Raw genomic sequence first — 25229 nt, forward strand, 5'->3', positions numbered from 1 at the left:
GAGAGCTACCTGAACGCGGGGGTCGCCGCTCGCTCCGCCGGATCACCAGGGTCGTGGGTACGGACCGGTGCCATGCGTGTCTGCTCCATCCTCGTGGACAACACGGAACGTTCCGCGGCCGGTATCCTGACTCCCGGATCCCCGCGTGCCGCCCGCCTTCCCGACAGACCTCGTCAGTGGCGTGTGGATGGCAGCACACTCCCCGGTCACAGTGGCGGGACCGTGCCGGTTTCTCACCGGCTTCCCTGCACCGCGGACCTTGTTCAACGAACATATAGTTGGACGTCCTAGTAAGTCCACCCCACCACCCCGTGCACAGCGGTGCGCCTACAGTCGGGGCATGCGCATCGTCTCCCTGCTGCCGGCCGCCACCGACATCGTCGCCGAGCTCGGTCTGGCCGGTGACCTGGTGGGACGCACCCACGAATGCGACTGGCCGGCGGAGGCGGTCGCCGGTGTCCCGGTCGTCACCGCGGCCGAATTCTCCGCCGAGACGCTCAGCAGCCGGGAGATCTCCGACGCCGTGGGCGGCGCGGCGCACTCCGGATCCTCCCTCTACACCCTCGACACCGCGGCCCTGGCGGCCCTCGCCCCCGACGTGGTGCTGACCCAGGACCTGTGTGACGTCTGCGCCGTGTCCTACCGCGGGGTGTCGCAGGCGGTCCGGGTGCTCGACGCCGGTCCGCGGGTGCTCAGCCTGGAGCCCCGCACCCTGGACGACGTACTGGACTGCCTGGTCACCGTGGGGGAGTTGCTCGGCGTACGGGAGCGGGCCGAGCGGCGGCGCGGGGAACTGCGCGCACGGCTCGCGGGGGTGCGGCGGCTGACCGCGGGACGCGCCCGGCCCCGGGTGGTGGCCGTCGAATGGCTCGACCCGCTGTGGCCGGCCGGGCACTGGGTCCCCGAACAGATCGACTGCGCCGGAGGCGAGCCGCTGCTCGCCTCGCCGGGGGAGCACACCAAGGCGATGACCTGGGACGAGGTCGTCGCCGCACGCCCCGACGTGCTCCTCGTCCTGCCCTGCGGCTTCCCGCCCGAACGCACCCTGCGGGAGCGGGAGCTGCTCACCTCCCTGCCCGGCTGGGACGAGCTGCCCGCCGTACGCTCCGGCGCCGTCTGGGTCCTCGACGGGCCGGCGTACTTCAACCGGCCCGGGCCGCGCGTGGTGCGCGGCGCGGAGGTGCTCGCCCACGTGCTGCACTCCGTACGGGCCGGTGAGCCCGTGACCGCGGCGGAGGCCCGGCGGCTGGACTGAGCCGCCACGCCGGGCTGCGCCGCGCTGTGCCCCGCCGCGCCGTTCAGCCGCGTTCCGCGGTGACCGGGTACGGGATGAAGGTGCTGCTGTTCTCGTCGACGGCGAGGGTGCGGCCGAGCGGCGGGACCGCCCGCTGGGGGCAGTCGAGGCGCTCGCAGAGGCGGCAGCCCATGCCGATGGGCGTGGCCGCCGCCGTGTTGTCCAGGTCGAGCCCGTCGGAGTAGACGAGGCGGGACGCGTGCCGGATCTCGCAGCCGAGGCCGATGGCGAAGGTCTTGCCGGGCTCGCCCCAGCCGCCCCGGTGGCGGGTGACGGCGCGGGCGGTCCACAGGTGGCGCTGCCCGTCGGGCATGGCCGCGACCTGGACGTGGATGCGGCCGGGCGCGGCGAAGGCCTCGTAGACGTTCCACAGCGGGCAGGTGCCGCCCGCCCGGGAGAAGTGGAATCCGGTGGCGGACTGTCGCTTGGACATGTTCCCAGCCCGGTCCACGCGTACGAAGGAGAAGGGGACCCCACGCAGCCTGGGCCTTTGCAGGGTGCTGAGGCGGTGGCAGACGGTTTCGTAGCCGAGGCCGAAGTGGTCGGTGAGCCGCTCGATGTCGTAGCGGAACTCCTCCGCGGCCGTGTGGAAGGCGCGGTACGGGAGGATCAGCGCCGCGGCGAAGTAGTTCGCGATGCCGATCCGGGCCAGGCCGTGGGTCGCGGAACCGGGCGGGAAGTCCTCCGCCGCCAGGGCGTCCAGCTCCTCGCCGTACTCCAGCAGGGCCAGTTGGGTGGCGAGCCGGAAGGCCTGCTGGCCCGGCCGGAGCCGGCTGGAGATGTGCAGGACGCGGGAGCGCTCGTCGTAGTGGTGCAGCCGGTCCGAATCGGCCGCGAGGCGCACCCCGTGCCGGTCCGTGAGCCGCGCCGACAGGGCGCGTACGACGTCCCCCGGACGGATCCCCACCTCGCGGGCCAGCTCCTCGGCGGCGAGGTCGGCGTCGTGCAGGTAGTTCTGCCGCCGGTAGAAGAACTCGCGGATCTCCTCGTGCGGTGAGCGCGGGAGGTCGAGCGCGCCGTCCCGGCCGTCCGCGGCCCCGGCCAGCCGCTCGGCGAGCAGCTGGCCGCGCCGGCCGAGGTCGAGCAGGACCGAGGCGACGGCGGGCATCCGGGTGGCGAGTTCCGCGAGGTCCGAGGCGGACACCCGGGCCTCGGCGACCTCCGCGGCGAGCGCCTCGCGCAGGTCGGCCACCAGCCGGGAGGTGTCGCGCTCCGAGAAGAAGCCCGGGTCGACGCCGAACGCCTCGGTGAGCCGCAGCAGCACCGGGACGGTGAGCGGGCGCGAGTCGTGCTCCATCTGGTTGAGGTAGCTGGGCGAGATCGCGAGGACGCGCGCCAGCTCCGCCTGGCTCATCCGCCGTTCCTCGCGCAACCGCCGCAGCCGCGCGCCCGCGTACGTCTTGCTCACCGTGCTCCTCGCCTGCTCCTCGGGTGCCGGGGACAGCCGTAACCCTACGCGGGATCCGCGCCCCGCCGACGTTTGCAAACTTGGCAAAACCGCCGGTGAAGATTGGCAGAACTTGGCATCCGTCCCTCCTTGATGGCACTCGGTGCCACTGTCAGAGTCTGTCCTGCGGCCCGCCGGACCCGGCGGCCGAGACGGACGCTCCGGGCGCGATTCATGCCCTAATGTCGGAGATCCCGGCGGTTCCGGCTCGGCGGCTCGGCAACATTGCTCCGTTCGGCCTACGGGTCGGTCCGGCGGCCGCGATCCCACATTGAGGCACACGGTGCCAGCACCTTGCACAGCTGACCAGAACATTGGCAGATCAAGCGATTCATGGAGACGGTGACGGTCATGGCAGAGGCGAACACGACGGCGGCGGCCCAGCAGCTCGAACAGCGGTGGGCCACGGACCCGCGGTGGGCCGGGATCGAGCGCACCTACACCGCCGAGGACGTGGTGCGGCTCTCCGGCAGCGTCCGCGAGGAGCACACCCTGGCCCGGCGCGGAGCCGAGCGCCTGTGGCGCCAGCTGCACGAGCGGGACTACGTCCACGCGCTCGGCGCGCTCACCGGAGGCCAGGCCGTCCAGCAGGTCCGGGCCGGGCTGCAGGCGATCTACCTCTCGGGCTGGCAGGTCGCCGCCGACGCCAACCAGGCCGGCCACACCTACCCCGACCAGAGCCTTTACCCGGTCAACTCGGTGCCGCAGGTGGTGCGCCGGATCAACAACGCGCTGCTGCGCGCCGACCAGATCGCCACCGCCGAGGGCGGCGGCGACACAACCGACTGGCTGGCGCCGATCGTCGCCGACGCCGAGGCCGGCTTCGGCGGCCCGCTCAACGCCTTCGAGCTGACCAAGGCGATGATCGCGGCGGGTGCGGCCGGCATCCACTACGAGGACCAGCTCGCCTCCGAGAAGAAGTGCGGCCACCTGGGCGGCAAGGTGCTCGTGCCGACCGCGCAGCACATCCGCACCCTCAACGCGGCCCGCCTGGCCGCCGACATCGCCGATGTCCCCACCCTGGTCATCGCCCGTACGGACGCCCTCGCCGCCAACCTGCTGACCAGCGACGTCGACGAGCGCGACGCGCAGTTCGTGACGGGGGAGCGCACGGCGGAGGGCTTCTACCGCGTGCAGAACGGCATGGCGCCCGTCATCGCCCGAGGCCTCGCCTACGCCCCGTACGCCGACCTGATCTGGGTCGAGACCGGCACCCCGGACCTCGCCCAGGCCCGCGAGTTCGCCGAGGCGATCCACGCCGAGCACCCGGACCAGATGCTCGCCTACAACTGCTCGCCCTCCTTCAACTGGAAGGCGGCGCTGGACGACGACCAGATCGCCAAGTTCCAGCGGGAGCTGGGAGCGATGGGCTACCGCTTCCAGTTCATCACCCTGGCCGGCTTCCACTCGCTCAACCACGGCATGTTCGAGCTCGCCCGCGGCTACGCCGAGCACGGCATGACCGCCTACGTCGACCTCCAGGAGCGCGAATTCGCCGCCCAGGAGCACGGGTTCACCGCGGTCAAGCACCAGCGCGAGGTCGGCACCGGCTACTTCGACCTGGTCTCCACCGCCGTCAACCCGGCCTCCTCCACGACGGCGCTCTCCGGCTCCACCGAGGAGGAGCAGTTCCACTAGGAGCGCGAGGCCCGGCGGTTCCCGCCGGCCCCTTCCGATCGCCTTCCGATCGCCGTCCGACGGCGCCCGGGGCCCTCGCGGCCCCGGGCGCCGGCCGCCCCACGCCGAGGAGTAGAACCGCATGTCACACACGCCCCTGACCAGCAGTGTCCAGGTCCTCGGCGCGCTGGGTGAGCGCCACGAGGAGATCCTGACCCCCGAGGCCCTGGAGTTCATCGGCCGGCTCGACGCCGCCTTCGCGGACCGCCGCCTGGAGATCCTCAAGGAGCGCCGCCGCCGCGCCGCCCATCTGGTCGCCGGGTCGCCCCTGGACTTCTCCCGCGCCACCGTCGGCGTGCGTACCGACCCCGACTGGCGGGTCGCCCCGCCCGCGCCCGGGCTGACGGACCGGCGGGTCGAGATCACCGGCCCGCCGGAGCGCCGCATGGCCGTCAACGCCCTCAACTCCGGGGCGAAGGTGTGGATGGCCGACTTCGAGGACGCCACCGCGCCCACCTGGGACAACGTCATCGGCGGCCAGCTGAACCTGCTCGACGCCATCGAGCGGCGCATCGACTTCACCACCCCGGAGGGCAGGGAGTACCGCCTCGGGACGGAGCTCGCGACCATCATGGTGCGCCCGCGCGGCTGGCACCTCACCGAGGAGCACCTGGAGGTCGACGGCCGGCCCGTGTCCGCCTCGCTCGTGGACTTCGGCCTGTACTTCTTCCACTGCGCGCAGCGCCAGATCGACGCCGGGCACGGCCCCTACTTCTACCTGCCCAAGCTGGAGAACCGGTACGAGGCCCGGCTCTGGAACGACATCTTCCTGTTCGCCCAGGAGCTGTTGGGCATCCCGCGCGGCACGGTCCGGGCCACCGTTCTGATCGAGACGATCACCGCCGCGTTCGAGATGGAGGAGATCCTCCACGAGCTGCGCGAGCACAGCGCCGGGCTGAACGCGGGCCGCTGGGACTACCTCTTCAGCCTGATCAAGACCTTCGGCCACCGCACCGACTTCCAGCTCCCGGACCGGGCCAAGGTCACCATGACCGCCCCGTTCATGCGGGCGTACACCGAACTGCTCGTCCGCACCTGCCACAAGCGGGGCGCCCACGCCATCGGCGGCATGGCCGCCCACGTGCCCAGCAAGGACGCCGAGGCCAACACGGCCGCCCTCGCCAAGGTCCGGCTCGACAAGGAGCGGGAGGCCGAAGACGGCTTCGACGGTTCCTGGGTCGCCCACCCCGGACTCGTCCCCGTCTGCCGCGAGGTGTTCGACGGGGTGCTGGGGGAGCGGCCGAACCAGCTGGAGCGGACGCGCGAGGACGTCGAAGTGGCCGCCGCCGATCTGCTGTCGGTCCGCCGGATCGCCGCTCCGCCGAGCTCCGAGGGCATCCGCTCCAACGTGGCCGTGGCCCTGCGCTACTTCGACGCCTGGCTGCGCGGCAGCGGCGCCGTCGCCCTGTACGGCCTGATGGAGGACGCCGCCACGGCCGAGATCGCGCGCGTGCAGATCTGGCAGTGGCTCCGCCACGACCGCGTCGACCGGCGCACGCTCACCGATCTCCTCGACGCCGAGTGCGCCGCCCTGGAGGCCGAGGACCCGCAGGCCCTGGTCCTCGAAGCCCGTGAGGTCTTCGTCGACACCGCGCTCTCGGTGCAGCTGCCCGCGTTCTTCACCCCCGAGGCGTACACCCGCCACCTGGTCCGCACCGCCGCCGTGCAGGTGACCGCGTGAGCGCCCCGGCCCGGCAGCCGACCCGGGTCCTGCGCGTCGGGGTCGTCGGAGGCGGGCAGATGGGAGCCGGCATTGCCGAGGTCTGCGCCCGCGCCGGCCTGGACACCGTCGTCGCCGAGGCGGATGCCACCGCGGCCCGCGCCGCCCGCGAGCGGGTGGCCGTCTCCCTCGAACGCGCCGTCCAGCGGGGCAAGCTGGACCGGTTCACCGCCGAGGACGCCCTGGCCCGGCTGGTGTTCACCGGAGACCTGGAGGACCTCGCCGACCGGCAGCTGGTCATCGAGGCCGTCACCGAGAACCCCGAGGCCAAGACCGAGATCTTCACCGCCCTCGACAAGATCGTCGAGGACCCCGAAGCCATTCTGGCGACCAATACGTCCGCCATCCCGATCATGCGGCTGGGCATGGCCACCGGCCGCGCCGACCGGGTCGTGGGACTGCACTTCTTCAACCCCGTCCCCGTCCTGCCCCTGGTCGAGGTGGTCTCCTCCCTCCACACCTCGGCGGACACACTGGCCGCGGTCGAGTCGTTCGCCCGGGAATCCCTGGGCAAGACCACGGTCCAGTCGCAGGACCGGGCCGGCTTCGTCGTCAACGCGCTGCTGGTCCCGTACCTGCTCTCGGCCATCCGGATGGCCGAGTCCGGCTTCGCCACCGCCGCCGACGTCGACACCGGCATGGAGCTGGGCTGCGCCCACCCCATGGGCCCGCTCAAGCTCGCCGACCTGATCGGCCTGGACACCGTCGCGGCCATCGCGGAATCCCTGTACGAGGAGTTCAAGGAGCCGCTCTACGCCCCGCCCCCGCTGCTGCAGCGGATGGTGCAGGCGGGGCTGCTGGGCCGCAAGAGCGGCCGCGGGTTCCACACATACGACCGGGGCTGATGAGGGACCCGGTGGTGCCGCTGCGGGGTTGAGGGACCCCGGCGGCACGGACAAGGAGCGCGGAGCGGCCCGGTGAGCCGCTCCGCGCTCCCGTCGGGAGGCGCTCCGTCCCGGCGGACGCTTCCTCCGGCCTGCTCTAGAAGGCGGTCCAGGTGAAGGCCACCTCGTCGCCCGCCTTCAGCTTGAACTGGCAGCCGCCGACCGGGGTCGGGGTGCCGTTGACCGATATGCTCCAGTAGGCCGATCCGCCGCCGCTGACGTTCTTGATGGAGTCCACCGAGAAGTCGTCGAAGGACGCGTACCAGGTGCCGTCCCAGGCGAAGTAGTTCCGGCGGGCGGCGTCGTCGAGCGCGGCCGTCGGGGTGGGCACGGCCGTCGGGTTCGCCGCCCCGTTGGTGCCGTCGCACTTGTGCGTGCCGCCGGTCGCCGTGGTGACGTCGTGTCCCTTGGTGTTGACCTTCCCCTTGAACAGCAGACCGTCGGGACCCTGCACGGTGAGGGACACGTTGATCTTCTTGTTCGTGTTCGGGGCGGCCTCGGCGTGCGCGACGGCCGGCGCCGTGGCGAGGGCGAGCCCGAGGGCCGCCGTGGTGATCAGGGCGCGGCGGGCGAGGGTCTGGCGCATGGAGTGCCTTCCTGGCGTGAACTCGAGGTCGTGCGCCGCCGGCCCCGATCGCCCTGGGCAACACCGCGGTCCCGGGCCCGGGAAAGCGGACACAGGTGAGCGGTGAGCCTGGGCTCAGGGCTTCGTGCTGCAGACCGTGACAGTGGGAAGCCGTACGCACCACACGCTGGGTTGTCCGACTCGCGACGCGGATGCGCCGCACACGGTTGCAGGTCAGCGCCGGAATCACACCGGCTTCCCCCAGTCGCGCAGGCATTCAGTTATGGGTCGGGCATGTACCTGACCAGAGGCATCGTAGGGGCAGGCGCCCCGGTCCCACCAGCGATCACCGGTACTCGCCCCCGGCGCGCGCACCGGGTGGCGTTCTGGGATCGTGGATCACAGGTGCAGTCACACCGAGGAGCTGACATGTCCGGACAGTTCGAGGCGAGCGTCGAGATCGACCGGCCGGTCGAGGAGGTCTTCGCCTACCTCGCCGACGGGCGCAACGATCCGGACTTCAGTCCGCGCGTCCAGGAGATCACCAGGGTCCCGGACGGCCCCACGGCCCTCGGCACGGTCTTCCGCAGCACGGTCAAGGACGCCGGGATGAAGACCGCCCGCGAGTTCCGCATCGTCGGCTTCGACCCGCCGCACCTGATCCGCTGGACCGAGCAGAGCAAGAACCTGGTCACCGCCGAGGGCGGCTACGACCTCGAAGCCCTCCCCGGCGGCCGCACCCGGGTCCGGATCTTCAACACCCTGCACGGCCACGGCCTCGGCAAGCTGCTCGTCGGCCTCGCGGCGAGCGCCGCGCGCAAGGACGCCCCCGATTTCGGCCGCCGTATCAAGGCTGCCGCGGAGGCGTCCCGCGCTTGACCGTCCACTCGCCCGTTCGTCCGGCCATTCGTCCGTCCGGCCGAGCTGGCGTCGTCCGGACGGTGTCAGAACCGCCCGGGCCCGGCCGGGATCGGCAGCGGCTTCGACGGGACCACGGCCCCGCGCTGCTCGGCGGCGCTCGCCGGGTTCTGGCAGGTCACGTCCTGGGCGGGCAGCTTGCCCGTGGTCAGGTACGCGTGGACCGGCGCGTTGGCGCAGGAGGTGGGGTCGGCGAGGTACACCCCGTGGCCCTCACCGCCGGCCGCCAGCACCATCCGCGAGCCCTTGAGCGCGCGGTGCAGGCCCTGCCCGCTGACGAGCGGGGTCTGTGAGTCCCACTCGTTCTGCACGGTCAGCACGTTCGCCTTCTTGTTCATCGGCGTGGCCGCCTCGACCGGCCGGTCCCAGAAGGCGCACGGCTTGATGTTGGACGCGAAGTCCCCGTACAGCGGGTACCTCGCCTTGTCCTTCGCCGCGTCCCGCTCGTACTGCTCCGTGTAGCGGGGCCAGCTGCCGGTGTCCCCGCACGCCACCGCCCAGAAGACGGCCGTGCTGTTGTCCGAGGCGGGCTCGGCAGCCGCGCCGCCGGTCAGCAGCCGCTTCATCTCGGTCGGCGTCGTGCCCGCGGGCAGCGGCTTGCCCTCGGCCGCGGCCTTCAGGGCCACGACCAGGGGAGTGGCCTGCGCCGGGTAGAAGAACACCCCGCGTGCGGAGCGGATCATGTCCCCGTTGATCTTCATGCCCTCGAAGTCGATGGGCTCCTTGTCGGCGCGCGCGACCAGCCCCCAGAACGTCTCGGACACGGCCTTCGGGCTGTCACCCAGCTGGTGCTCCGCCGACCGCTCCGCCGCCCACTGCGTCCACCGCGCGAACGCCGGCTCGGCCTCGGTGGCCCAGACCTGGATCATGCCGCGCCAGATCCGCTGCGGGTCCACACCGCTGTCGAGCACGAAGCGGTCCGTACGGTCCGGGAACATCTGCGAGTACACCGCGCCGAGGTAGGTCCCGTACGAGTAGCCCAGGTACGAGAGCTTGCGCTCGCCCAGCACCGCGCGGATCGTGTCCATGTCGCGCGCCGTGTTGCGGGTGGTGATGTACGGAAGCACCGAACCGGCCTTCTCGCGGCACTTGTCGGCGACGGTGCGCGCCCAGGTCACGTCGGAGCCGAAGGTCTCCGGGCGGTAGGCCCGGTTGAAGTCCTGCTCGGCGTCGTCCAGTCCGCAGGTGATCGGGCTGCTGGCGCCGACCCCGCGCGGGTCGAAGCCGATGAGGTCGTACTGCTCGCGGACCTCCTTGGGCATCGCCTCGTTCATCATCAGCGGCAGGTCCAGCCCGGAACCGCCGGGGCCACCGGGGTTCAGCAGCATGGCGCCGTGCCGCTTGGCCGGATTCTCGCTCTTCATCCGGGATATGGCGAGGTCGATCGTCTGCCCGTCGGGACGCCGGTAGTCGAGCGGCACCTTGAGCGTGGCGCACTCGTACGAGGCCGGCAGCTCGGGGCTGCAGCGCTGCCAGGCGGGTTTCTGCCGCAGGTGGTCCGATGCCGGGGCGGCCGATGCCTGGGTCGCGGACAGCAGGGGCACGGTGGACGCGACGAGTCCGGCGGCGGCGAGCAGCGGTGCGAAGCGTTTCAGGCGCACGAAGGCGGTTCCTTTCGGTGAAGTCGCTGACAGGTCCACCTTGTTGTACGTGGAGGGCCTGCCGAATCATCCCGAAGGGTCGTACCTTGTGCTCCTCATGAATGAGCTGAAACCAGAACAAGTGGCCGAAAAGCAGTGGAGGTTCAGGGATGGGCGGAGTGCTCGGCGTGCGCGGAGGGTTCGCCGTGCTCGGAAGGGCCGGCATGCTCCGCGGGGCCGGCGTGCGTGTCGCCGGTCTCCAGGGAGCCGCCGAGCCGGCCGCGCACCGCCACCAGGGCATCCTCCGAACGGGCGGTGACGACCCACCGGTCCCCGACCAGATAGATGCCGCCGTAGGCCCGGGCCTCGGCCAGCCAGGAGCGAAGCCCCTTCTCAGCGGCGAAGGTGACCATCCGGTAGGAGCCGCCCTGCCCGGTCTCGCAGCCCCCTTGCCGCAGTTCGTCCGCCTCCACGCTCACCTGGGCGGTGCAGCCGATGGCCGTGGCGATCTCCTCGATCGAGGTCTGGGGGGCGGACGCCGGGGTGCGGTGTGCGGCCGCCTTCCCCGTGCCGCAGCCGCCGCACAGGAGGGCCGTGAGGCACAGCGCGGCGAGGGCCGCACGGGACGGGCCCGTCCGGCGGGTACGGCGGTAGGTGGACGAGGGCATGGCGACCTCACTGGCTGATCGGGACGGGGGTCGTGGTGCCCGGGAGGGGAGGGCCCGGGCACCACGCGTCGAGGGGAGGGGCAGGGAGCAGGGGGGATGCGCCGGGAGGGACCGGCCCGGTCCTAGCCGGTCACCTTCGCCTTCTTGCCCTTGTCGGTGACGGCGAACCAGAGGCCCTTGTTGTTGTGCCCGCTGATGTCCCCGGGTTCCTTGTCGCCGGTGAACGTATAGACCGGCCAGCAGTCGATCGTCAATTGCTCACTGCCGTCGGGCCGCTTCACCTTGCCGATCAATTCGGCGGCAATTCCCTTCACATTCGCCTTGTCGACCGGCTTGGCGGGCTTCCAGGTATCCGTGCAGGCGTCCACGCAGCCGATTTTCATGGGCCAGGCGCTGTCCTTGTCGAACCGGTAGAGCGTCCGGCCCTCCGCGTCCGAGAGGATGGGGCCGAGTTGGGCATTCTGATTGGCGGCGAGTTCGGTGAGCTGTTCCTCCGCGCCGTCGTTCCCGGTCTTGTCCGCCTCGCCCTTGTCCGCCTCCTTGTCCGCCCCGCCCTTGGCCGGAGCGGCCGGCTTCCCGCCGGGTCCCAGCACGTGCCAGGTTCCGCCGACGCCCTCGCCGAGGCTGTCGCCCGCCTTGGCGTCCTTCGCGTAGCGGTACACGGGCCATCCGGCGAGCGTCAGCTGCCGGGTCCCGTCGGCCCGGGCGACCGAGCCGAGGAGGGTCTTGTCGATGCCCTGACCGGCCGTGGCGTCGTCCGCGGGGACCGGGGGCCAGGTCGTGGCGCAGTCCCCCTCGCAGTTGGACTTGGGGGGCTTGGGCGTGTCCTTGTCGAACCGGTAGAGGGTGAAGCCCTCGCTGTCGGTGACCCCCTCGCCGAGGTCCGCGATGTCCTGCACCTTCAGCTGCCCGGCCGGGCCGCTCTTGCCGGCCGCGCCCGGGTCGGCCCCGGATCCGCTGCCGTAGACGTCGTCGTATCCGTTCCCGACCTGTTTGCTGTCGCCCACCGGCTGGACCGAGCTCCCCTTTCCCGAGTAATTGTCTCCGGTTCCGCATGCGGCGGTCATCAGCAGTACCGCGACCGCCGACCCGGCGAATATCTCACGACGCATCCTCTTCACGATCTCTCCTTCAGGTTCGGTTCCGCGTTTCCTTGCCCCGGTAATTGATACGGGGCTCCCGGCGGTCGAAGCGGAATTCCCTGGGAATTTGTCAGATCGCGCCAAGATTGAACCCGGCGCAATGGTTCAGTCCTGGATGCGCAGGGCGAGGGCCGGGCAGCGCCGCACCGCGCGCAGCGCCTTCGGCCGCAGCCGTCCCGGCACCGGCATGGACGCCTGCGCCGGAAAGCCGTCCGCGTCGAGCCGTACGACGTCGGGCAGGATGTCCACGCACAGGCCGTGCCCCTTGCACAGGGTCCAGTCCACGACCAGCCGTTCCGGACTCTCGTCCTGGGGCAGCGGCAGCGCCCCCAGCACCCGCCGGCCGCACCCGCTGCCTAGGGCGTGGTCCCGGAACTCGTCCGGGAACACGCTCAGCGCCGAGGCCACGAAGCGCGAGGTGCCGTCGGGATGACTGCACGCGCCGCGGCCCAGGACCGCCTTGAGCCGCGCCTGCACCGTTTCGAGGGCGCTCGCGCCCCCTCCTCGGATCGCGTCCTCCAGTACGTCGGCCAGTGCGGGCAGCCCGCGGACGCAGGGGCCGCACTGGCCGGCCGACTCCTTCGCCATCCAGCGGGTCACCCGTGCCACCTCGCCGGCCGGGCAGGTGTCCTCGGGCAGCGGCAGGACCGCTCCCGCGCCCAGCCGCGCGCCGAGCGAGTCGAGGGACTGCCGGGACACCTCCGCGGCCCGGGCGGACCCCGGATCCAGCCATTTGCCGTGATAGCCGCCGACCAGTACGCCCTGGCCGGGACCGGTGCCGCACAGTTCCAGGATGTACGACAGCGCGGCCCCGGTCGGTGTCTCGACGACGGTGGAGCCGGCGACGGTCAGCAGGACGGTGCCCGGCTCGGCCGGCAGGCCGGCCGTACGGTAGTCCAGCGCGCCGAGCCGCGCGGCGACGGCGAGCTGGGCGAAGGTCTCGGTGTTGGACAGCAGGGTGGGAACGCCGTTCAGGCCCCGCTCGCTGGTCCGCACCTTCTGCCCGGACGGCAGCGTCTCACCCCCGTTCAATCCGTTGATGTGGGCGGTTCCCTCGCCGGTGACGAAGCGTTCGGGGAGCAGTGCCACCCGCACCCGGCGTCCGGCCGGGCCGCGTTCCGCGACGGCGGCCCGTACCGACTGCTCCACGTCCGTCCTCGTGACGCCGACCACGACGTCCTCGGCGGAGATCGCGGCGGCGGCCAGCAGGGCACCGTCGAGCACCAGGTGCGGGGCGTGCAGCAGGAGTGCGGTGTCCTTGAGGCAACTCGGCTCTCCCTCGCTGCCGTTGACGACGACGGCGGTCTGTCCTTCGCGGCCCCGGGCGGACCGCATGACCGCGCGCAGCTTGCGGGAGAAGGGGAAGCCCGCCCCGCCGCGGCCCCGCAGGTCGATGTTGTCGGCGAGGTCGACCAGTTCCTCCGGCCGGTACCGGGGCAGCGAGCCGTGCGTGGTCAGATGGGCGACGCGGTCGAGCCGGGGGGCCTGGTCGAGCCCGGCCAGCAGTCTGGGGGCGCCCACGCAGCCCAGGCTGGGGGTCGGCTCGCCGGTCACAGCCGCTGCTCTCGGGTGGCGAACTGCTCCTCCGCCGGGCCGAGGCTGCCGGCCCGGCTCCGCGCGTACACGGCGGTACGCGGCGGGTCGTCGGGCCCGGGCGGCGCCGCCGGCCGGTCGAACGGGACGGGACGCGTGCCCCGCCTCGGCCGGGGCACGGACGCCAGTACAACGGACGGCTGCGCCACGGGCTGTGGGGTGGGCGGCCGGTTCGTCACATCACTGATGCGGGCCTTGAGACGGAAGGCGAGCACACCGGCGACACCGGCCAGGCACAGGGCGTAGGCCGCCGTGACCCAGACGTCGGCGGGCCGGCCCGCCTTCAGCCCGTGCACCAGGGACGCGCCCCATGCGGGATAGGCCCCGAAGTGCAGGGCCCGCCACCACAGGGAGCGGCCCTTGGTGGCGAAGGCGCTGCGCACCGCACCGGAAACCGCCACCGCGAGGAAGAGGTATCCGGCCAGCGAGCCGAGGCCGATCAGGAACGGCTGGCCGACGTCCGTGAACGGCACCGCCGCCGAAGCCGCCGTCGTCCGCTGTTCCGCGATCTTGACCCAGATGTGGAGGGCCAGGAAGCCCAGCCCCGCCACCGCGAGGCCGCGGTGCACGCCCTGGGCGAGCAGCCGGTGGCCCGACCCCAGCAGGAGCCGGTCGCTGGCCACCAGCCCCCACAGGACGGTCGAGGTGAGCGAGACGAGCGAGAGCACGCCCGCCCCGTAGTCGAGGAAGTCCCACAGATGGGTCAGGGCGCCCGCGCGGGCGGCCACGGCGAAGGCCACGATGGCCGCGCCGGCGGCGCAGATCACGCCGGGGCGCAGTCTGCCTGCGGTGGGAAGGAGGGAGGGCCGCCGAACGGCCCGGCGGCCGGCGGCCGGTGCCGTTGCCGCTGCCGCGTGACGGCTTCTGCGGCGGGCTCTGTGTGAGCGGGGCATGTGAGGCTGGGGCAGGGGCATCCAGTTCTCCTGTGCGCCTGGGCTCCGAGCACTCCACCTGGCGCTCGGGCACCCGGGGGTCGTTGTGTCCTCTGTGCCCGGCAGCGCTGTGAAACTCCGCGCCGGCCGAGGGAACTTGGGGCCGGAGTGCAGCAGCATCGTGGAGCTGCACACCAGCTCCACAGGATTTATCGAAACGTGATAATTTCTCGCACCGCGTCTCCGACGCATCGAACAACACCGGAAGATTCCCCTCCAGCGGAGGTTGCGACTGGCCACCGCGCCGCCTGTCACCTACGCGTCCCCGACGGCAAAATTACCGCAAAATCAAGGGGCCGTAAGTGGCCGGACCTCTCCAGGAGGGAGTACGAGGGCCGCAACTCCCGTGCCAGACAGCGTTGTTGGCGTGGGGGGCAACCTCGGCGGGCTTGTCGCTCTTCCCCGGACAAGCCTCACCCCGGCACGAACGAGGAAACGATGTGCGAACTTCTGAACCGCATCTGGTCCCGCCCGCGTGGCGAGTGGACCCGCGTCCTGCGCAAAGAACTGCCCGCGCTGGCCGCCGAGATAGTGGAGGAGCTTCTGCATGGAATTCCGGAATTTTCCGCCCTTATCGATGACAACGATGCCATCGATGACGAGTTGCTCAGGCAGTGCGTGGAAGAGGCTCTCCTCACCGCGCTCGGCTACCAGAAGCAAACCCGGGAACAGACACCGGACAAGTACGAGGACCAGGACCGGGACGAGGACCCGGACGAGGGCCCGGACGAGAGTGAGGACGACATCGCGGACACCGACACGGGCGAAGTCGCGGCCGGGACCAGGCGCGGGAGCAGGCCCGAGACCAGGGCCGAGACCAAGGCCCGGATCAAGGCCGGAATCACGGTCGAGAGGAACGACGAGTGCGAGGTCACGCACGAGGGCCGGTACGAGGGCGTTCGCGAAGGCGTTCGGGCGAACACCCGCGAGAGCGCCAATGACACCGACCGTGCACGTGAGGACCTCTTCAAGGCGCTCACCGATGACCGGGCGGCTTCCGAGAGTTCTCTCGTCGAGCTCGCCGAGGCCGCCGGCTGGCCCCTCCCGCCCGCCGTACGGGCCATCGTGCCGGCCACGCCCGTCGAGGCCCAACAGCTCGCCTCCGTACTGCCCGAGGCCCTCGCCGGCGCCTTCGCGGGCCGGCCGTGCCTGCTGCTCCCCAGCCCCGACCCCGACAGCCGCGCCCCTCTGGACCAGCTGCTGCGCGGCCGGTTCGCGGCCGTCGGACACGCGGTCCCGCTCCGGGACACGGCCTCCTCGCTGCGCTGGGCCCTGCGGCTGTTCGCCCTGACGCCCGCCCGCCCGGGCCTGGAGCTGCGGGCCGTGTTCGTGGACGACCACCTCTCGACCCTGCTGCTGCTCCAGGACGAACCGCTCGCCCACGCGCTGGCCGCTCGGTGGCTGCGGCCGCTGGCCGACCTGACCCCGCGCCAGAGCGAGCGCCTGGAGGTGACCCTGCTCGCCTGGCTGGAGGGCGGCGGCGCCCCCGAGGCCGCCAAAGCCCTGAGCGTGCACCCGCAGACCGTGCGCTACCGGATGCGCCAGCTGGAGAAGCTCTTCGGCACCGGCCTGCGCGACCCCCGTACCCGCTTCGAACTGGAGATGGCCCTGCGCAGCCGCCGGCTGATGGCCCAGGTGCGGCGCCAGCACTCGCGTGTCAGCCGCAGGGCGGCGCGCGTGATCACCGCGGACTTCACCCCCGTCGTCGTCGGGCGCATGGCCCGCGTCAACGGCCTCTGAACGGCCTCTGAACCGCAAGCAGCCCGGCCCGGCCCCGTCGTCACGGGGCCGGGCCGGGCTTCTTGTGTGCGGTGTTGGCCCGAAGTCGGCTCCGGACCAACACCTTTCCCGGGCCGGGCGCGGTGGGTGGGGGAGGGAAGCGCCCGGCCCGGGAGCAAAAGGGTCCGCACCGGCCCGGATCGCGAGGAACCGGACCGGTGCGGACCAGGGGGGTCAGCGGCAGGTGCGCCCGTCGTTGATGCAGCTCACGGCCTTGTTCATCAGGCCGTTCGACATGACGTTGATGAAGTCGTCGTGGTCGGTCACCGGCTTGTGCAGCTGCTCGGGGAAGCTGTCCACGGCGAAGCGGGCACCCGGCGCCACCCCGTAGGTCAGGCGCATCACCAGCTGCGGAATGGCCTTGAACCCCTTCTGGCAGCGGCCGTTCTTGTCCGGGAAGGCCACGTGCGTCCGGTGGTTGGCGCTGTCGACGTTCTTGCCGTCCCAGCAGCTCTGGAAGGTGAAGCTGCGCACCACGTCGCTGCCCTTGGGGCAGACCGGGTACTTGTCCTTCAGCTGGCGGTTCTCGAATCCGGTGCAGCTCCACGAGGCGTTGGCGTTGGCATTGCCGTTGGTGAAGGCCTTGGCGTCACCGGTGATGATGCGCAGGAACCGGGGCATCGCGGTGACCTTGCCGACGGGACTGCCCTTGAAGGTGATCGACACCTGCTTCGGCTGGAGGATGGTGCCGACGTTGGCGTCCTGGCCGCCGCCGGGAGCGTTGGCGTCCCGCTCCGCCTTGCCGTCGCGCAGCCGCAGCACGGGCCAGTAGTAACTCGACTGGTCACCGTTGCCGCAGGTGGTGCCGGAGGCGGCGAGGCTGTCGTTGGTGGAGAAGGCGTCGGTGGTCTTGTTGCCCACGTAGTCGTGCATGTGGTGGGCGCCGTTGGAGACACCGGGGGCGACGATCACGTTGTCGGGGTTGAAGTGGCCGTTCTCGTTGCGGCCGCACTGCGAGCTGAAGGATCCCTTGGAGGCGTTTCCCGCGGCGGCGGGGGTGCGTACGTTCGGCTTGATCTTGGTGATGTTGACGAAGTCGCTCCGCGCGGGACCGCCCTTCTGCCCGGCGCCGTTCTTGGCGGCGGCGTTCTGCTCGCCGCCCCCGCCCGCCTGGGCGTCGTCCGCGGCGGGCGCCTCCTTCATCGTGCAGGCGCTCAACTGCTTTATCTCCGCAGGGGGTTGGCCTGCGCGGCCGATCGCGTCGGCCATGCCGTTGATGGTCTGGTCACGTTGTTGCTTGAGCTCGCCGAGGAGGGCGTCGCCCTTCGCCTCGCCGGCGGCGAGCCGCCGGTAGGCATCGGCCACCTGGTCGTCCAGCTTGGCGAGGCCCTCGTCCACTTGGGCCTTGGCCTGGTCGGGCACGGCGGTGATCTTCTCCCCGACGTCGGGGCAGTCGATGGTCGCCGTCAGTTTCCCCGCACGGCCACCCTCCTGTCCCGCGGACGCGTTTCCGGCGACGATGGCGACTCCGCCACCGCCCAGCACGAGGGCGGAGACCACGGCCAGGAGCTTGTTCGACAACCGGGGGCGTTTGTGGCCCTTTTGACTCATGCGATCACTTCACTTCGTCGGTTGGACATTGTCGGAGAGCGAGTCGAAGTCGACCAGTCCGCTGTCTTCGAGGACCGTGATGTGGTCCAGGACCGTGGTGTTGGCGGACGTGGCGAGGGCTCGCACCATGGAGTTGCGGGTCTGCGCCCGGACCACGGCCACCAGTGCGAAGACCTTTCCGTGCGCTCGGCGCAACAGCTTGATGAACAGTCGTTCGTATTCGTCCCCCTTGGCGCGGGTCATCTGACTCAGCCACTCCTGCTGCTGCGCGGAGGGCTGGTTGGGCAGATCGACGCCGAGGGCCTGGCCGACCTGGATGACTTCCCGGTCCAGCTTGGTGTGGCCGTCGACGAGGTGGTCCCCCGCCGTGCGGATCGGGGGGCGCGTCCCGCGCTGCTGGGCCTGCCGTCCTGCGGGCAGCTCCCACAGCCCGGCGAGCCGGACCTTGCGGATGAAGTCCCGGTCCACGGCCGTCAGCGGCCCGTACGCCGTGCTCATCGTTCCGAGGCCGTCGTCGTCGCCCGCGGGAGCCGCGGCGGCGGCCGTGGCGGTGCCGCCGAACCGGTCCACGGGTATCAGCAGTGCGATCAGGGTGAGCGCAAGCGCGGTGATGACGACACCGCTTCCGATCGTGTATCTCGTGGCCACCGACAAGCTGCTGAAGGATGATCTCCGCCGCAATGACAGCACTGTGCCTCCTTGCTCCAGGGGCCGGGAAGGTGGCGGGGCAGGAGGGTCCGCACGAGCCGTGCGGTGCACACCCGCATTCCCGGGGTGTCACGGGACGCTAGTGCCAGGCGTGGCGCCGCTGCGGGAGGACATCACCATCGGACAAACATCCCGGCGGGTCCGCGAAAGGCTGCTATCTTGCCGCGGCGTCAACCGGGGGCCGGACCGCGGGACTTCCCGCGCCTTCTGGTAGTAGGCCAGTGCCCGGGCCGCGGGCGCAAGGTCGAGTCCCGGCCGCAAGGCGGGCTTGCCGCGGCGTGCATCGCGCGGTTTAATAAATGAACGAGCATTTATTAATTAGGGGGTGTGCGGTGGTGGGACGTCCCCGCGGGGTCGAGGACGTGGTGATCCTGCGCGCCGCGGCCCGGGTCATGGGCCGGGTCGGGCCGGCCGGGCTCACGCTGGCCGCCGTGGCGCGCGAGGTCGGGCTGGTGCCCGGCACCCTCGTGCAGCGCTTCGGGTCCAAGCGAGGTCTGCTGCTGGCCCTCGCCGAGCAGTCCGCGAAGGACGCGGGCGAACGGGCCGGCCGCGTGCGTCAGGCACACGCCTCGGCGCTCGGGGCCCTGGCGGCGCTCACGGTGGAATCGGTGGCCGGGATGGACACACCGGAGACCTTCGCCCACCATCTGGCCTTCCTGTGCACGGACCTCGCCGACCCGCAGCTCTCCGCACACGCCCTGGCCGTTCACCGGGCCCAGGGGCGGGCGGTCGAGGCGCTGCTGGCGGAGGCGGCCGGCGCGGGCGAGCTCCGCGCCGGAACGGATGTCGCGGCCCTGGCCCGCACCGTGCAGGCGATCACCGCCGGAGCCGGCCTGACCTGGGCGCTCGAACGCCGCGGCACCCTCGAACAGCGGCTCCGGCAGGAGCTCGACACCGTACTGCTCCCGCACGTCGCGCCCCGGCACGGCCGAGACCTGGAGGAATCACGATGACCGACACGCGCCCGCTCAAGGGCCGGGTGGCCCTCGTCGCCGGCGGCACCCGGGGAGGCGGACGGGGCATCGCCGTCGAGCTCGGCGCCGCCGGCGCCACGGTGTACGTCACCGGCCGCAGCAGCAGGACGGCCGGGCGCTCCGACCTGGACCGCCCGGAGACCATCGAGGCGACGGCCGAGAAGGTCACCGCCGCGGGCGGCACCGGCATCCCCGTCCGCGTCGACCACAGCCGCCCCGACGAGGTCCGGGCCCTCGCCGAGAGGATCGCCGACGAGCAGCGGGGACGGCTCGACGTCCTGGTCAACTCCGTATGGGGCGGCGACCCGCTGACCGACTGGGAGAACCCGCTGTGGCAGCAGGACCTGGAGACCGGTCTCCGGCTGCTGCGCCAGGCGGTGGAGACCCACGTCATCACCAGCCGGTTCGTGCTCCCGCTGCTGGTCGCCCGCAAGAGCGGCCTGGTCGTGGAGGTCACCGACGGCAACACCGCCCGCTACCGCGGCTCGTTCTTCTACGACCTGGCGAAGTCCGCCGTGATCCGGCTCGCCGTCGCGCAGGCGGCCGAGCTCAGGCCGTTCGGCGTCGCGGCGGTGGCCGTCACACCCGGCTTCCTGCGCTCGGAGACCCTGCTGGACCACTTCGGCGTCACCGAGGACAACTGGCGCGACGGCGCCGCCCAGGACCCGAACTTCGCGCACTCCGAGACCCCCGCCTACCTCGGCCGGGCAGTCGCCGCGCTGGCCGCCGACCCCGACGTCATGGCCAAGACCGGGCGGGCCCTGGCCACGTGGGGCCTGTACCGGGAGTACGGCTTCACCGACGCCGACGGCACGCAACCGGACTTCGCCGCGCACTGGGCCCGGAGCCTGGAAGAGGAGTACGGGCCCCTGGGCGACCCGCTCTGACGGCCGGGCGGTTTCGAGGGCGCTCCCGAGGACGCCCGCACCGGCGGGGGCCAGCCGGGCGGGTGGTTCCGGCCGGCCGATGCGAGGGGGTCCGTGCGAGCCGGATCGAGGGGCCCTACGGTCGATCGTGAGCGGTTCCCTCCGGACCGCGACGTGTCCAGACAAGAGGTCGAACCTTCATGAGTCTCAGCATCCGCAACCAGATCCCGGGCACCGTCACCGCCGTCACCGTCGGCGAGGCCATGGCGACGGTCAAGGTCCGTCTGGACGGGGGACAGGAGATCACCGCGGCCATCACCGCCGACGCCGTCAAGGACCTCGGCATCACCTCGGGCTCCGGCGTCAAGGCGCTCGTCAAGGCCACCGAGGTGGCCCTGGCCACCGGCCCGGTCGAGCACATCTCCATCCGCAACCAGCTCACCGGCACGGTCTCCGACGTCGCCACCGGCCCGGCCATGGCCGCCGTGAAGGTCAACGTGAACGGAGGCCACCTCACCGCGGCCGTCACCGCCGACGCGGTCGAGGCGCTCGGCCTGTCCGCCGGCTCGTCGGTCGTCGCGCTGATCAAGTCGACCGAGATCTCCCTCGCCACCGACTGATCCCCGGTCGCAGGCCGGGCCGGCCGGCCCGGTCAGAGGTCCGGCGCCGCCAGCGCGCCGAACCACACGTGCGTGACGGCGCTGACGTAGCGCGCCCCGCACCGGTCCGTGGGGACCACCAGCTGCGCGCCCGCCTCGTCGAGCTCCTCCCCGTCGAGGCGGGTGGCCAGCAGCACCGGGCTGTCGCCGAAGTCCTCGTCGAGCTCGGCCCAGGCGAGGACGGTGTGGTGCCCGTCCCCGCCGCTGACGGCGAGCAGGAAGCGCGAGCGGTCCTTGCGCCGCCGGGCGTCGAAGGCGGGACCGGCCCCCGCGACCACGTCGCGCAGCAGCGCGCCCTCGAACACGTGGTGCTGCGGGCCGTTGGTGGCGCATTCGAACACCACCTCCATGCGGTGCTGGGGCCATTCCCGCAGGTCCGCGACGCTCAGGGTCGCCGGGTGGTCCAGATCGCCGTGCAGCATGAGTTTGGCCATACGGGTCCGATGCCCAGACTTCGTCATCTTAGAAACGTATCTGCCACCCGCATCTCACTATGTGGCTGGCACCTGTGTGAGGTTTCCTCGCGGTGGGCTTGCATCTTCTGCCAGACCACGTCCCGGGTCACCGGCATCTCCGTGAAACGCACCCCCGTGGCGTCCCGCAGGGCGTTCGCGAAGGCGGGCGCCACCGGGTTGAAGGGGCTCTCGCTCATCGACTTGGCGCCCAGCGGGCCGATCGCGTCCGAGGTCTCCATGAAGTGCACCTCGGTGCGCGGGACATCGGCGTACTGGGGGAGCCGGTAGCGGCGGAACGCCGCCGTGGTCACCTCCCCGCGCTCGTCCACCCGTACCGTCTCGAAGAGGGTCGCGCCCAGCGCCTGGGCCACGCCGCCCTCGACCTGGCCGCGGCACTGCATCGGGTTCATGACCTTGCCGGCGTCCGCCGCGTGCACGCTGCGCAGGATCCTCATCTCGCCCGTGTCCGGATCGACGGCCAGGCGGAACCACTGCGCGTTGAAGGCCACCGAGCGGGGGGAGCCGGTCCAGTGGCCGTCCGCCGCGATCTCGTCCAGCTTGCCCTTGTCGTACGCGGCCTCGTACAGCTCCTTGAGGGTGACGACACGGCCCGCGCAGTCGAAGGCCTCGGCACCCGGTTTGCACAGGTGGCGGGCCACGCCCGTGTGCCGGGCCGCGAAGGTCTTGAGGCGCTCCGCGAGCGAGTCGGCCGCCAGCATCACGGCCTTGCCCGCCACCACCGTGCCGGCCGAGCCGAACGCGCCGGTGTCGTGCCGGACGACGTCCGTGTCCGACTGGCGGACCGTGATCCGGTCGACCGTGGTGTTCAGCGCGCCCGCGGTGATCTGCTTGTGGACGGTGGTGGTGCCGTTGCCGAACTCCGCCGTGCCCACCGCGATGTCGTACGTGCCGTCGCGCAGCAGGCTGACCCGGGCGTCGGCGAAGTGGCCGCCCGGGGGGCCGGTCGCGATCATCGCGACCGCCGAGCCCGTGCCGGTAAGCCAGCCCTCCGGGACGTCCTCGTGGCTGCGGTCCTCGGCGATGGCCTTGCGGACCACGTCCATGCACTGCTTCATCCCGTACGAGGCGATGAAGAGGTCCGGCTCGTGGCCGATCGGGGTGACCATGTGGTCGCCGGCGCCGATGACGTTCTTCTCGCGCAGGACGAGCGGGTCCATGCCGAGCCTGATGGCGAGCTCGTCCATCACCGATTCGAGGGCGAAGAGGACCTGGCCCAGGCCGTAGCCGCGGAAGGCGCCCGCCGGTACGCCGTTGGTGTAGACGGAGTACGCCTCCACCTGCTTGTTCGGCGCCTTGTAGACGGCGAAGGACTCGCCGACGCTGTGGAACATGACGGCCGGGCCGTGGTTGCCGTAGGCGCCGGTGTTCGAGAGCACGCGGATGCGCAGCGCGGTGAGGGTGCCGTCGGCCTTGGCGCCGATCTTGATGGTGATCTTGAAGGGGTGGCGGGTGGTGGCCCCGTAGAACTGCTCGGCCCGGGTGAACTCCAGCTTCACCGGACGCCGCAGCTTCAGGGCGGCGAGGACCACGATGTCCTCGGTCAGCATCTCCTGCTTGCCGCCGAACCCGCCGCCCACGCGGCCCGCGACGACGCGGACCTCGTCCTCGCCCAGGTCGTAGAGGGCGCACAGCGCCCGCCGGGTCAGGAACGGCGCCTGGGTGGAGGAGCGGACGGTGATGCGCTCGCCGTCGCCCTCCTCCTTGGGCTCGAAGTAGGCGACGCTGCCGTGGGTCTCCAGGCTGGCGTGCTGCACGCGCTGCGTCTGGAAGGTCTCCTCGTAGACGACGTCCGCCTCCGCGTACCCCTGCTCCATGTCGCCGATGGTGTGGTGGACCTCGCCGCACACGTTGTTCTCGGCGCGGAAGATCCCCGATTCGGGGCCCTTGGGGTGGAGGACGGGGGCGCCCGGGAGCATGGCCTCCTCCGGGTCGATCACGTACGGGAGCTCCTCGTACGTGACGACCACGCGGCGGCAGCCCTCCTCGGCGGCCTGCTCGCTGTCGGCGACGACGGCCGCCACGCGCTGCCCGACGAAGCGGACCACGTCGTCCAGGACGCGGGTGTCCATCGGGTCCTCGGTCGGGTGCTCGTGCCGGGCGGAGGAGTACAGCCGGTCGGGGGCGTCGTGGTGGGTGAAGACGGCGTGCACGCCCGGGACCTGGAGGGCCTCGCGGGTGTCGATGGAGACGATGCGGGCGTGCGGGTGCGGGGAGCGCAGCAGCTTCATGTGCAGCAGCCCGGGCACCTCGACGTCGAAGGTGTAGCGGGCGGTGCCGGTGACGACCAGCGGGCCGGCCGGGGCCCCCAGGGACTTGCCGACGGCCTGCCCCGCCTCGGGACGTTCGGTGTGCTTGACCCCGCGGACGGCGTCCTCGATGGCCCGGTAGCCCGTACAGCGGCAGATGTTGCCCTTGAAGGCGCGCGGGAGGTCGTCGAGCTTGCCGTCGTCGTGCGCGGTGCCCTGCTCGGCCTGGAGGGCGGCGGTGGTCATCAGGAAGCCCGCCGTGCAGAAGCCGCACTGGAAGCCCTGCGCGTCGAGGAACTGCTGCTGGACGGGGTGGAGTTCGCCGCCGGGGGAGCAGAGGCCCTCGACCGTGGTGACGGAGCGGCCCCCGGCGCGGACGGCGGGGTAGAGGCAGCTGTGCACCGGCTGCCCGTCGACGTGGACGGTGCAGGCCCCGCAGTCGCCCTGGTCGCAGCCCTTCTTCACGCCGAACCAGCCGTGCTCGCGCAGGTAGGTGCGCAGGCACTGGCCGGCCCGCGGCTCGTCCTCGAAGCGCTGCTTGTTGATCTCGATCTCGTAGCTCATCGGGAAGCCTCCTCCAGTGTGAGTTCGCGGCGGATCTCCTCCGCCAGGCGCAGTGCCATGTGCCGCCGCCAGGCGGGCAGCCCGTGGATGTCGTCGAACCACTCGTCGGGGCGGACGGTGTCGTCGATGGCCGCCCGCAGCTCGGCGGCGGTCGGCCACAGGGCGAACCAGAAGCGGAAGGGGCGGGTGGTGGCGGCCGAGACGATCAGGACGAAGGAGCCGTCCCGGGGGTCGGCCGTGCCGATGATCAGGGCGCCGGAACGGCCCAGTCCGTAGAGGGAGGCCTGGCGGAAGGCCGTCCGGCACTCCAGTGCGCGGGCCGGGATGCGTACCGAGCGCAGCAGCTCGCCGTCGCGCAGGTCCTTGACGCCCGCGCCGCGGATGAAGTCGGTGACGGCGAGCCGGCGGGTGGAGCCGTCCTGGCCCTGGAGCAGGACGGTGCCGTCGAGGCCGGCGGCGAGGGAGATGACCGGGCCGGCGGGCAGGCCGTTGCAGAGGTTCCCGCCGACGGTCGCCATGTTCCAGATCTTGAAGCTGGCCAGGAAGGCCCGGCAGCACTGCTCGATGAGCGGGGCGGCGGTCTTCTGCAGGGTCCGGCCGAACCGGGACAGCTCGGTGATGGTGCAGGTCGCGGCGATGTCGAGGGAGCCGTCGGGTTGCCAGGACAGGGGCGGCCAGCCCATCCGGGAGAGGTCGACCAGGCGGCGGATGTGGGGCTGCGGCTCGGAGAAGAGGTACGTGCCGCCGCCGAGCCAGGCGTCGCCGGGACGCCAGGGTTCGCGGCGGCGCGCATCGCGTACGTCGAGCACCGTGTTGAGATCCAATTCGCGCCACCAGCCTTTCTGGCCACCGAGGGGTTTCCGCCAGTGAAGCAAGGGGGCCCGGGCGAAACGACTGGTCCCGGCCGCGGAAACGAACGAGGCCGCCGCGGTCCGTCCTGGAGGATCAACCAAGAGGCCCCCCGGGTGCTTCACCTAGCATTTACG

At 71.8% G+C, this 25229-nt stretch carries 21 protein-coding genes and 2 riboswitches; of the genes, 9 read left to right on the plus strand and 12 right to left on the minus strand.

Annotated elements, in window-relative coordinates; translation table 11 throughout:
* Window positions 1-98: 98 nt before the first annotated feature.
* A riboswitch (cobalamin riboswitch) is annotated at window positions 99-277 on the minus strand.
* A gap of 63 nt (window positions 278-340) precedes the next feature.
* Complete coding sequence (locus ACIPYQ_RS23630; RefSeq protein ID WP_401254430.1) at window positions 341-1255, plus strand: cobalamin-binding protein; 915 nt, start codon at window positions 341-343, stop codon at window positions 1253-1255.
* Between the two features lie 43 nt (window positions 1256-1298).
* On the opposite strand, the gene ACIPYQ_RS23635 is transcribed toward ACIPYQ_RS23630, so the two are convergent.
* Window positions 1299-2702, minus strand: coding sequence for a short-chain fatty acyl-CoA regulator family protein (locus ACIPYQ_RS23635; protein WP_401254432.1), 1404 nt, complete (start codon window positions 2700-2702; stop codon window positions 1299-1301).
* A gap of 390 nt (window positions 2703-3092) precedes the next feature.
* On the opposite strand from ACIPYQ_RS23635, the gene aceA reads away from it, so the two are divergent.
* From aceA to ACIPYQ_RS23650, 3 genes are all read left to right on the plus strand, one after another.
* Window positions 3093-4379 carry an isocitrate lyase gene (gene aceA / locus ACIPYQ_RS23640; RefSeq protein WP_361764326.1) on the plus strand — a complete coding sequence of 429 codons (1287 nt, stop codon included), beginning with the start codon at window positions 3093-3095 and terminating at the stop codon, window positions 4377-4379.
* A 121-nt stretch (window positions 4380-4500) separates the two neighbouring features.
* On the plus strand, window positions 4501-6099 hold the full coding sequence (aceB, locus tag ACIPYQ_RS23645; protein ID WP_401254436.1) for a malate synthase A: 1599 nt from the start codon (window positions 4501-4503) through the stop codon (window positions 6097-6099).
* Window positions 6096-6983 carry a 3-hydroxybutyryl-CoA dehydrogenase gene (locus ACIPYQ_RS23650; RefSeq protein ID WP_401254439.1) on the plus strand — a complete coding sequence of 296 codons (888 nt, stop codon included), beginning with the start codon at window positions 6096-6098 and terminating at the stop codon, window positions 6981-6983. Before aceB ends, ACIPYQ_RS23650 begins: the two co-directional genes overlap by 4 nt.
* Before the next feature lie 136 nt (window positions 6984-7119).
* Here ACIPYQ_RS23650 and ACIPYQ_RS23655 read toward each other — a convergent pair whose 3' ends face one another.
* A complete protein-coding gene (locus ACIPYQ_RS23655; RefSeq protein ID WP_401254442.1) occupies window positions 7120-7608 on the minus strand; it encodes a DUF4430 domain-containing protein in 489 nt (162 codons plus the stop codon).
* 147 nt (window positions 7609-7755) lie between these two features.
* Window positions 7756-7899: riboswitch (cobalamin riboswitch) on the minus strand.
* A gap of 117 nt (window positions 7900-8016) precedes the next feature.
* On the opposite strand from ACIPYQ_RS23655, the gene ACIPYQ_RS23660 reads away from it, so the two are divergent.
* A complete protein-coding gene (locus tag ACIPYQ_RS23660) occupies window positions 8017-8466 on the plus strand; it encodes an SRPBCC family protein (RefSeq protein ID WP_401254445.1) in 450 nt (149 codons plus the stop codon).
* Between the two features lie 65 nt (window positions 8467-8531).
* Here the strand turns inward: ACIPYQ_RS23660 and ACIPYQ_RS23665 are convergent, their stop codons facing one another.
* The 5 genes from ACIPYQ_RS23665 to ACIPYQ_RS23685 form a co-directional block, all read right to left on the minus strand.
* The gene (locus ACIPYQ_RS23665) at window positions 8532-10106 is read right to left on the minus strand and encodes an alpha/beta hydrolase (protein ID WP_401254448.1); all 1575 of its coding nucleotides are present in this window, start codon (window positions 10104-10106) and stop codon (window positions 8532-8534) included.
* Between the two features lie 143 nt (window positions 10107-10249).
* Window positions 10250-10753, minus strand: coding sequence for a hypothetical protein (locus ACIPYQ_RS23670; RefSeq protein WP_401254451.1), 504 nt, complete (start codon window positions 10751-10753; stop codon window positions 10250-10252).
* 122 nt (window positions 10754-10875) lie between these two features.
* Window positions 10876-11865 (minus strand): SCO0930 family lipoprotein, encoded by a 990-nt coding sequence (locus tag ACIPYQ_RS23675; RefSeq protein WP_401254454.1) that lies wholly within the window; start codon window positions 11863-11865, stop codon window positions 10876-10878.
* Window positions 11866-12000: 135 nt separating this feature from the next.
* Window positions 12001-13416 (minus strand): NADH-ubiquinone oxidoreductase-F iron-sulfur binding region domain-containing protein, encoded by a 1416-nt coding sequence (locus ACIPYQ_RS23680; protein WP_401254457.1) that lies wholly within the window; start codon window positions 13414-13416, stop codon window positions 12001-12003.
* Window positions 13417-13445: 29 nt separating this feature from the next.
* Window positions 13446-14255 carry a hypothetical protein gene (locus ACIPYQ_RS23685; protein WP_361764349.1) on the minus strand — a complete coding sequence of 270 codons (810 nt, stop codon included), beginning with the start codon at window positions 14253-14255 and terminating at the stop codon, window positions 13446-13448.
* 603 nt (window positions 14256-14858) lie between these two features.
* Here ACIPYQ_RS23685 and ACIPYQ_RS23690 point away from each other — a divergent pair.
* Window positions 14859-16160 carry a PucR family transcriptional regulator gene (locus ACIPYQ_RS23690; protein WP_401254460.1) on the plus strand — a complete coding sequence of 434 codons (1302 nt, stop codon included), beginning with the start codon at window positions 14859-14861 and terminating at the stop codon, window positions 16158-16160.
* A 213-nt stretch (window positions 16161-16373) separates the two neighbouring features.
* Here the strand turns inward: ACIPYQ_RS23690 and ACIPYQ_RS23695 are convergent, their stop codons facing one another.
* Entirely contained in the window at window positions 16374-17750 is a 1377-nt protein-coding gene (locus ACIPYQ_RS23695; protein ID WP_401254463.1) for a DUF1996 domain-containing protein, read from the minus strand.
* Between the two features lie 9 nt (window positions 17751-17759).
* Complete coding sequence (locus ACIPYQ_RS23700) at window positions 17760-18398, minus strand: DUF4142 domain-containing protein (protein ID WP_361764358.1); 639 nt, start codon at window positions 18396-18398, stop codon at window positions 17760-17762.
* Window positions 18399-18793: 395 nt separating this feature from the next.
* Between ACIPYQ_RS23700 and ACIPYQ_RS23705 the strand changes: the two genes are divergently transcribed.
* The 3 genes from ACIPYQ_RS23705 (at window position 18794) to ACIPYQ_RS23715 (ending at window position 20918) form a co-directional block, all read left to right on the plus strand.
* Entirely contained in the window at window positions 18794-19411 is a 618-nt protein-coding gene (locus ACIPYQ_RS23705) for a helix-turn-helix domain-containing protein (protein ID WP_401254467.1), read from the plus strand.
* Entirely contained in the window at window positions 19408-20319 is a 912-nt protein-coding gene (locus ACIPYQ_RS23710) for an SDR family oxidoreductase (protein WP_401254470.1), read from the plus strand. Before ACIPYQ_RS23705 ends, ACIPYQ_RS23710 begins: the two co-directional genes overlap by 4 nt.
* A 179-nt stretch (window positions 20320-20498) precedes the next feature.
* Window positions 20499-20918 carry a molybdopterin-binding protein gene (locus ACIPYQ_RS23715; RefSeq protein ID WP_401254473.1) on the plus strand — a complete coding sequence of 140 codons (420 nt, stop codon included), beginning with the start codon at window positions 20499-20501 and terminating at the stop codon, window positions 20916-20918.
* Between the two features lie 32 nt (window positions 20919-20950).
* Here ACIPYQ_RS23715 and ACIPYQ_RS23720 read toward each other — a convergent pair whose 3' ends face one another.
* The 3 genes from ACIPYQ_RS23720 to ACIPYQ_RS23730 are packed head-to-tail and all read right to left on the minus strand — an operon-like array spanning window position 20951 to window position 25067.
* The gene (locus tag ACIPYQ_RS23720) at window positions 20951-21418 is read right to left on the minus strand and encodes a molybdopterin-dependent oxidoreductase (protein WP_361764370.1); all 468 of its coding nucleotides are present in this window, start codon (window positions 21416-21418) and stop codon (window positions 20951-20953) included.
* Entirely contained in the window at window positions 21415-24243 is a 2829-nt protein-coding gene (locus tag ACIPYQ_RS23725; protein WP_401254476.1) for a molybdopterin-dependent oxidoreductase, read from the minus strand. The genes ACIPYQ_RS23720 and ACIPYQ_RS23725 overlap by 4 nt, the downstream gene beginning before the upstream one ends.
* The gene (locus tag ACIPYQ_RS23730) at window positions 24240-25067 is read right to left on the minus strand and encodes an FAD binding domain-containing protein (RefSeq protein ID WP_401254479.1); all 828 of its coding nucleotides are present in this window, start codon (window positions 25065-25067) and stop codon (window positions 24240-24242) included. The genes ACIPYQ_RS23725 and ACIPYQ_RS23730 overlap by 4 nt, the downstream gene beginning before the upstream one ends.
* Between the last annotated feature and the right edge of the window lie 162 nt (window positions 25068-25229).

The sequence above is a fragment of the Streptomyces sp. NPDC090045 genome, assembly GCF_044747975.1.
Lineage (GTDB): Bacteria > Actinomycetota > Actinomycetes > Streptomycetales > Streptomycetaceae > Streptomyces.

What these genes read in the sequence shown, in the direction of transcription:
- ACIPYQ_RS23655 (WP_401254442.1), bottom strand. Translation starts at nt 7,608, where the DNA reads ATGCGCCAGACCCTCGCCCGCCGCGCCCTGATCACCACGGCGGCCCTC.
- ACIPYQ_RS23660 (WP_401254445.1), top strand. Translation starts at nt 8,017, where the DNA reads ATGTCCGGACAGTTCGAGGCGAGCGTCGAGATCGACCGGCCGGTCGAG.
- ACIPYQ_RS23710 (WP_401254470.1), top strand. Translation starts at nt 19,408, where the DNA reads ATGACCGACACGCGCCCGCTCAAGGGCCGGGTGGCCCTCGTCGCCGGC.
- ACIPYQ_RS23720 (WP_361764370.1), bottom strand. Translation starts at nt 21,418, where the DNA reads ATGACGAAGTCTGGGCATCGGACCCGTATGGCCAAACTCATGCTGCAC.
- ACIPYQ_RS23695 (WP_401254463.1), bottom strand. Translation starts at nt 17,750, where the DNA reads ATGAGTCAAAAGGGCCACAAACGCCCCCGGTTGTCGAACAAGCTCCTG.
- ACIPYQ_RS23715 (WP_401254473.1), top strand. Translation starts at nt 20,499, where the DNA reads ATGAGTCTCAGCATCCGCAACCAGATCCCGGGCACCGTCACCGCCGTC.
- aceA (WP_361764326.1), top strand. Translation starts at nt 3,093, where the DNA reads ATGGCAGAGGCGAACACGACGGCGGCGGCCCAGCAGCTCGAACAGCGG.
- aceB (WP_401254436.1), top strand. Translation starts at nt 4,501, where the DNA reads ATGTCACACACGCCCCTGACCAGCAGTGTCCAGGTCCTCGGCGCGCTG.
- ACIPYQ_RS23675 (WP_401254454.1), bottom strand. Translation starts at nt 11,865, where the DNA reads ATGCGTCGTGAGATATTCGCCGGGTCGGCGGTCGCGGTACTGCTGATG.
- ACIPYQ_RS23630 (WP_401254430.1), top strand. Translation starts at nt 341, where the DNA reads ATGCGCATCGTCTCCCTGCTGCCGGCCGCCACCGACATCGTCGCCGAG.
- ACIPYQ_RS23725 (WP_401254476.1), bottom strand. Translation starts at nt 24,243, where the DNA reads ATGAGCTACGAGATCGAGATCAACAAGCAGCGCTTCGAGGACGAGCCG.
- ACIPYQ_RS23690 (WP_401254460.1), top strand. Translation starts at nt 14,859, where the DNA reads ATGTGCGAACTTCTGAACCGCATCTGGTCCCGCCCGCGTGGCGAGTGG.
- ACIPYQ_RS23670 (WP_401254451.1), bottom strand. Translation starts at nt 10,753, where the DNA reads ATGCCCTCGTCCACCTACCGCCGTACCCGCCGGACGGGCCCGTCCCGT.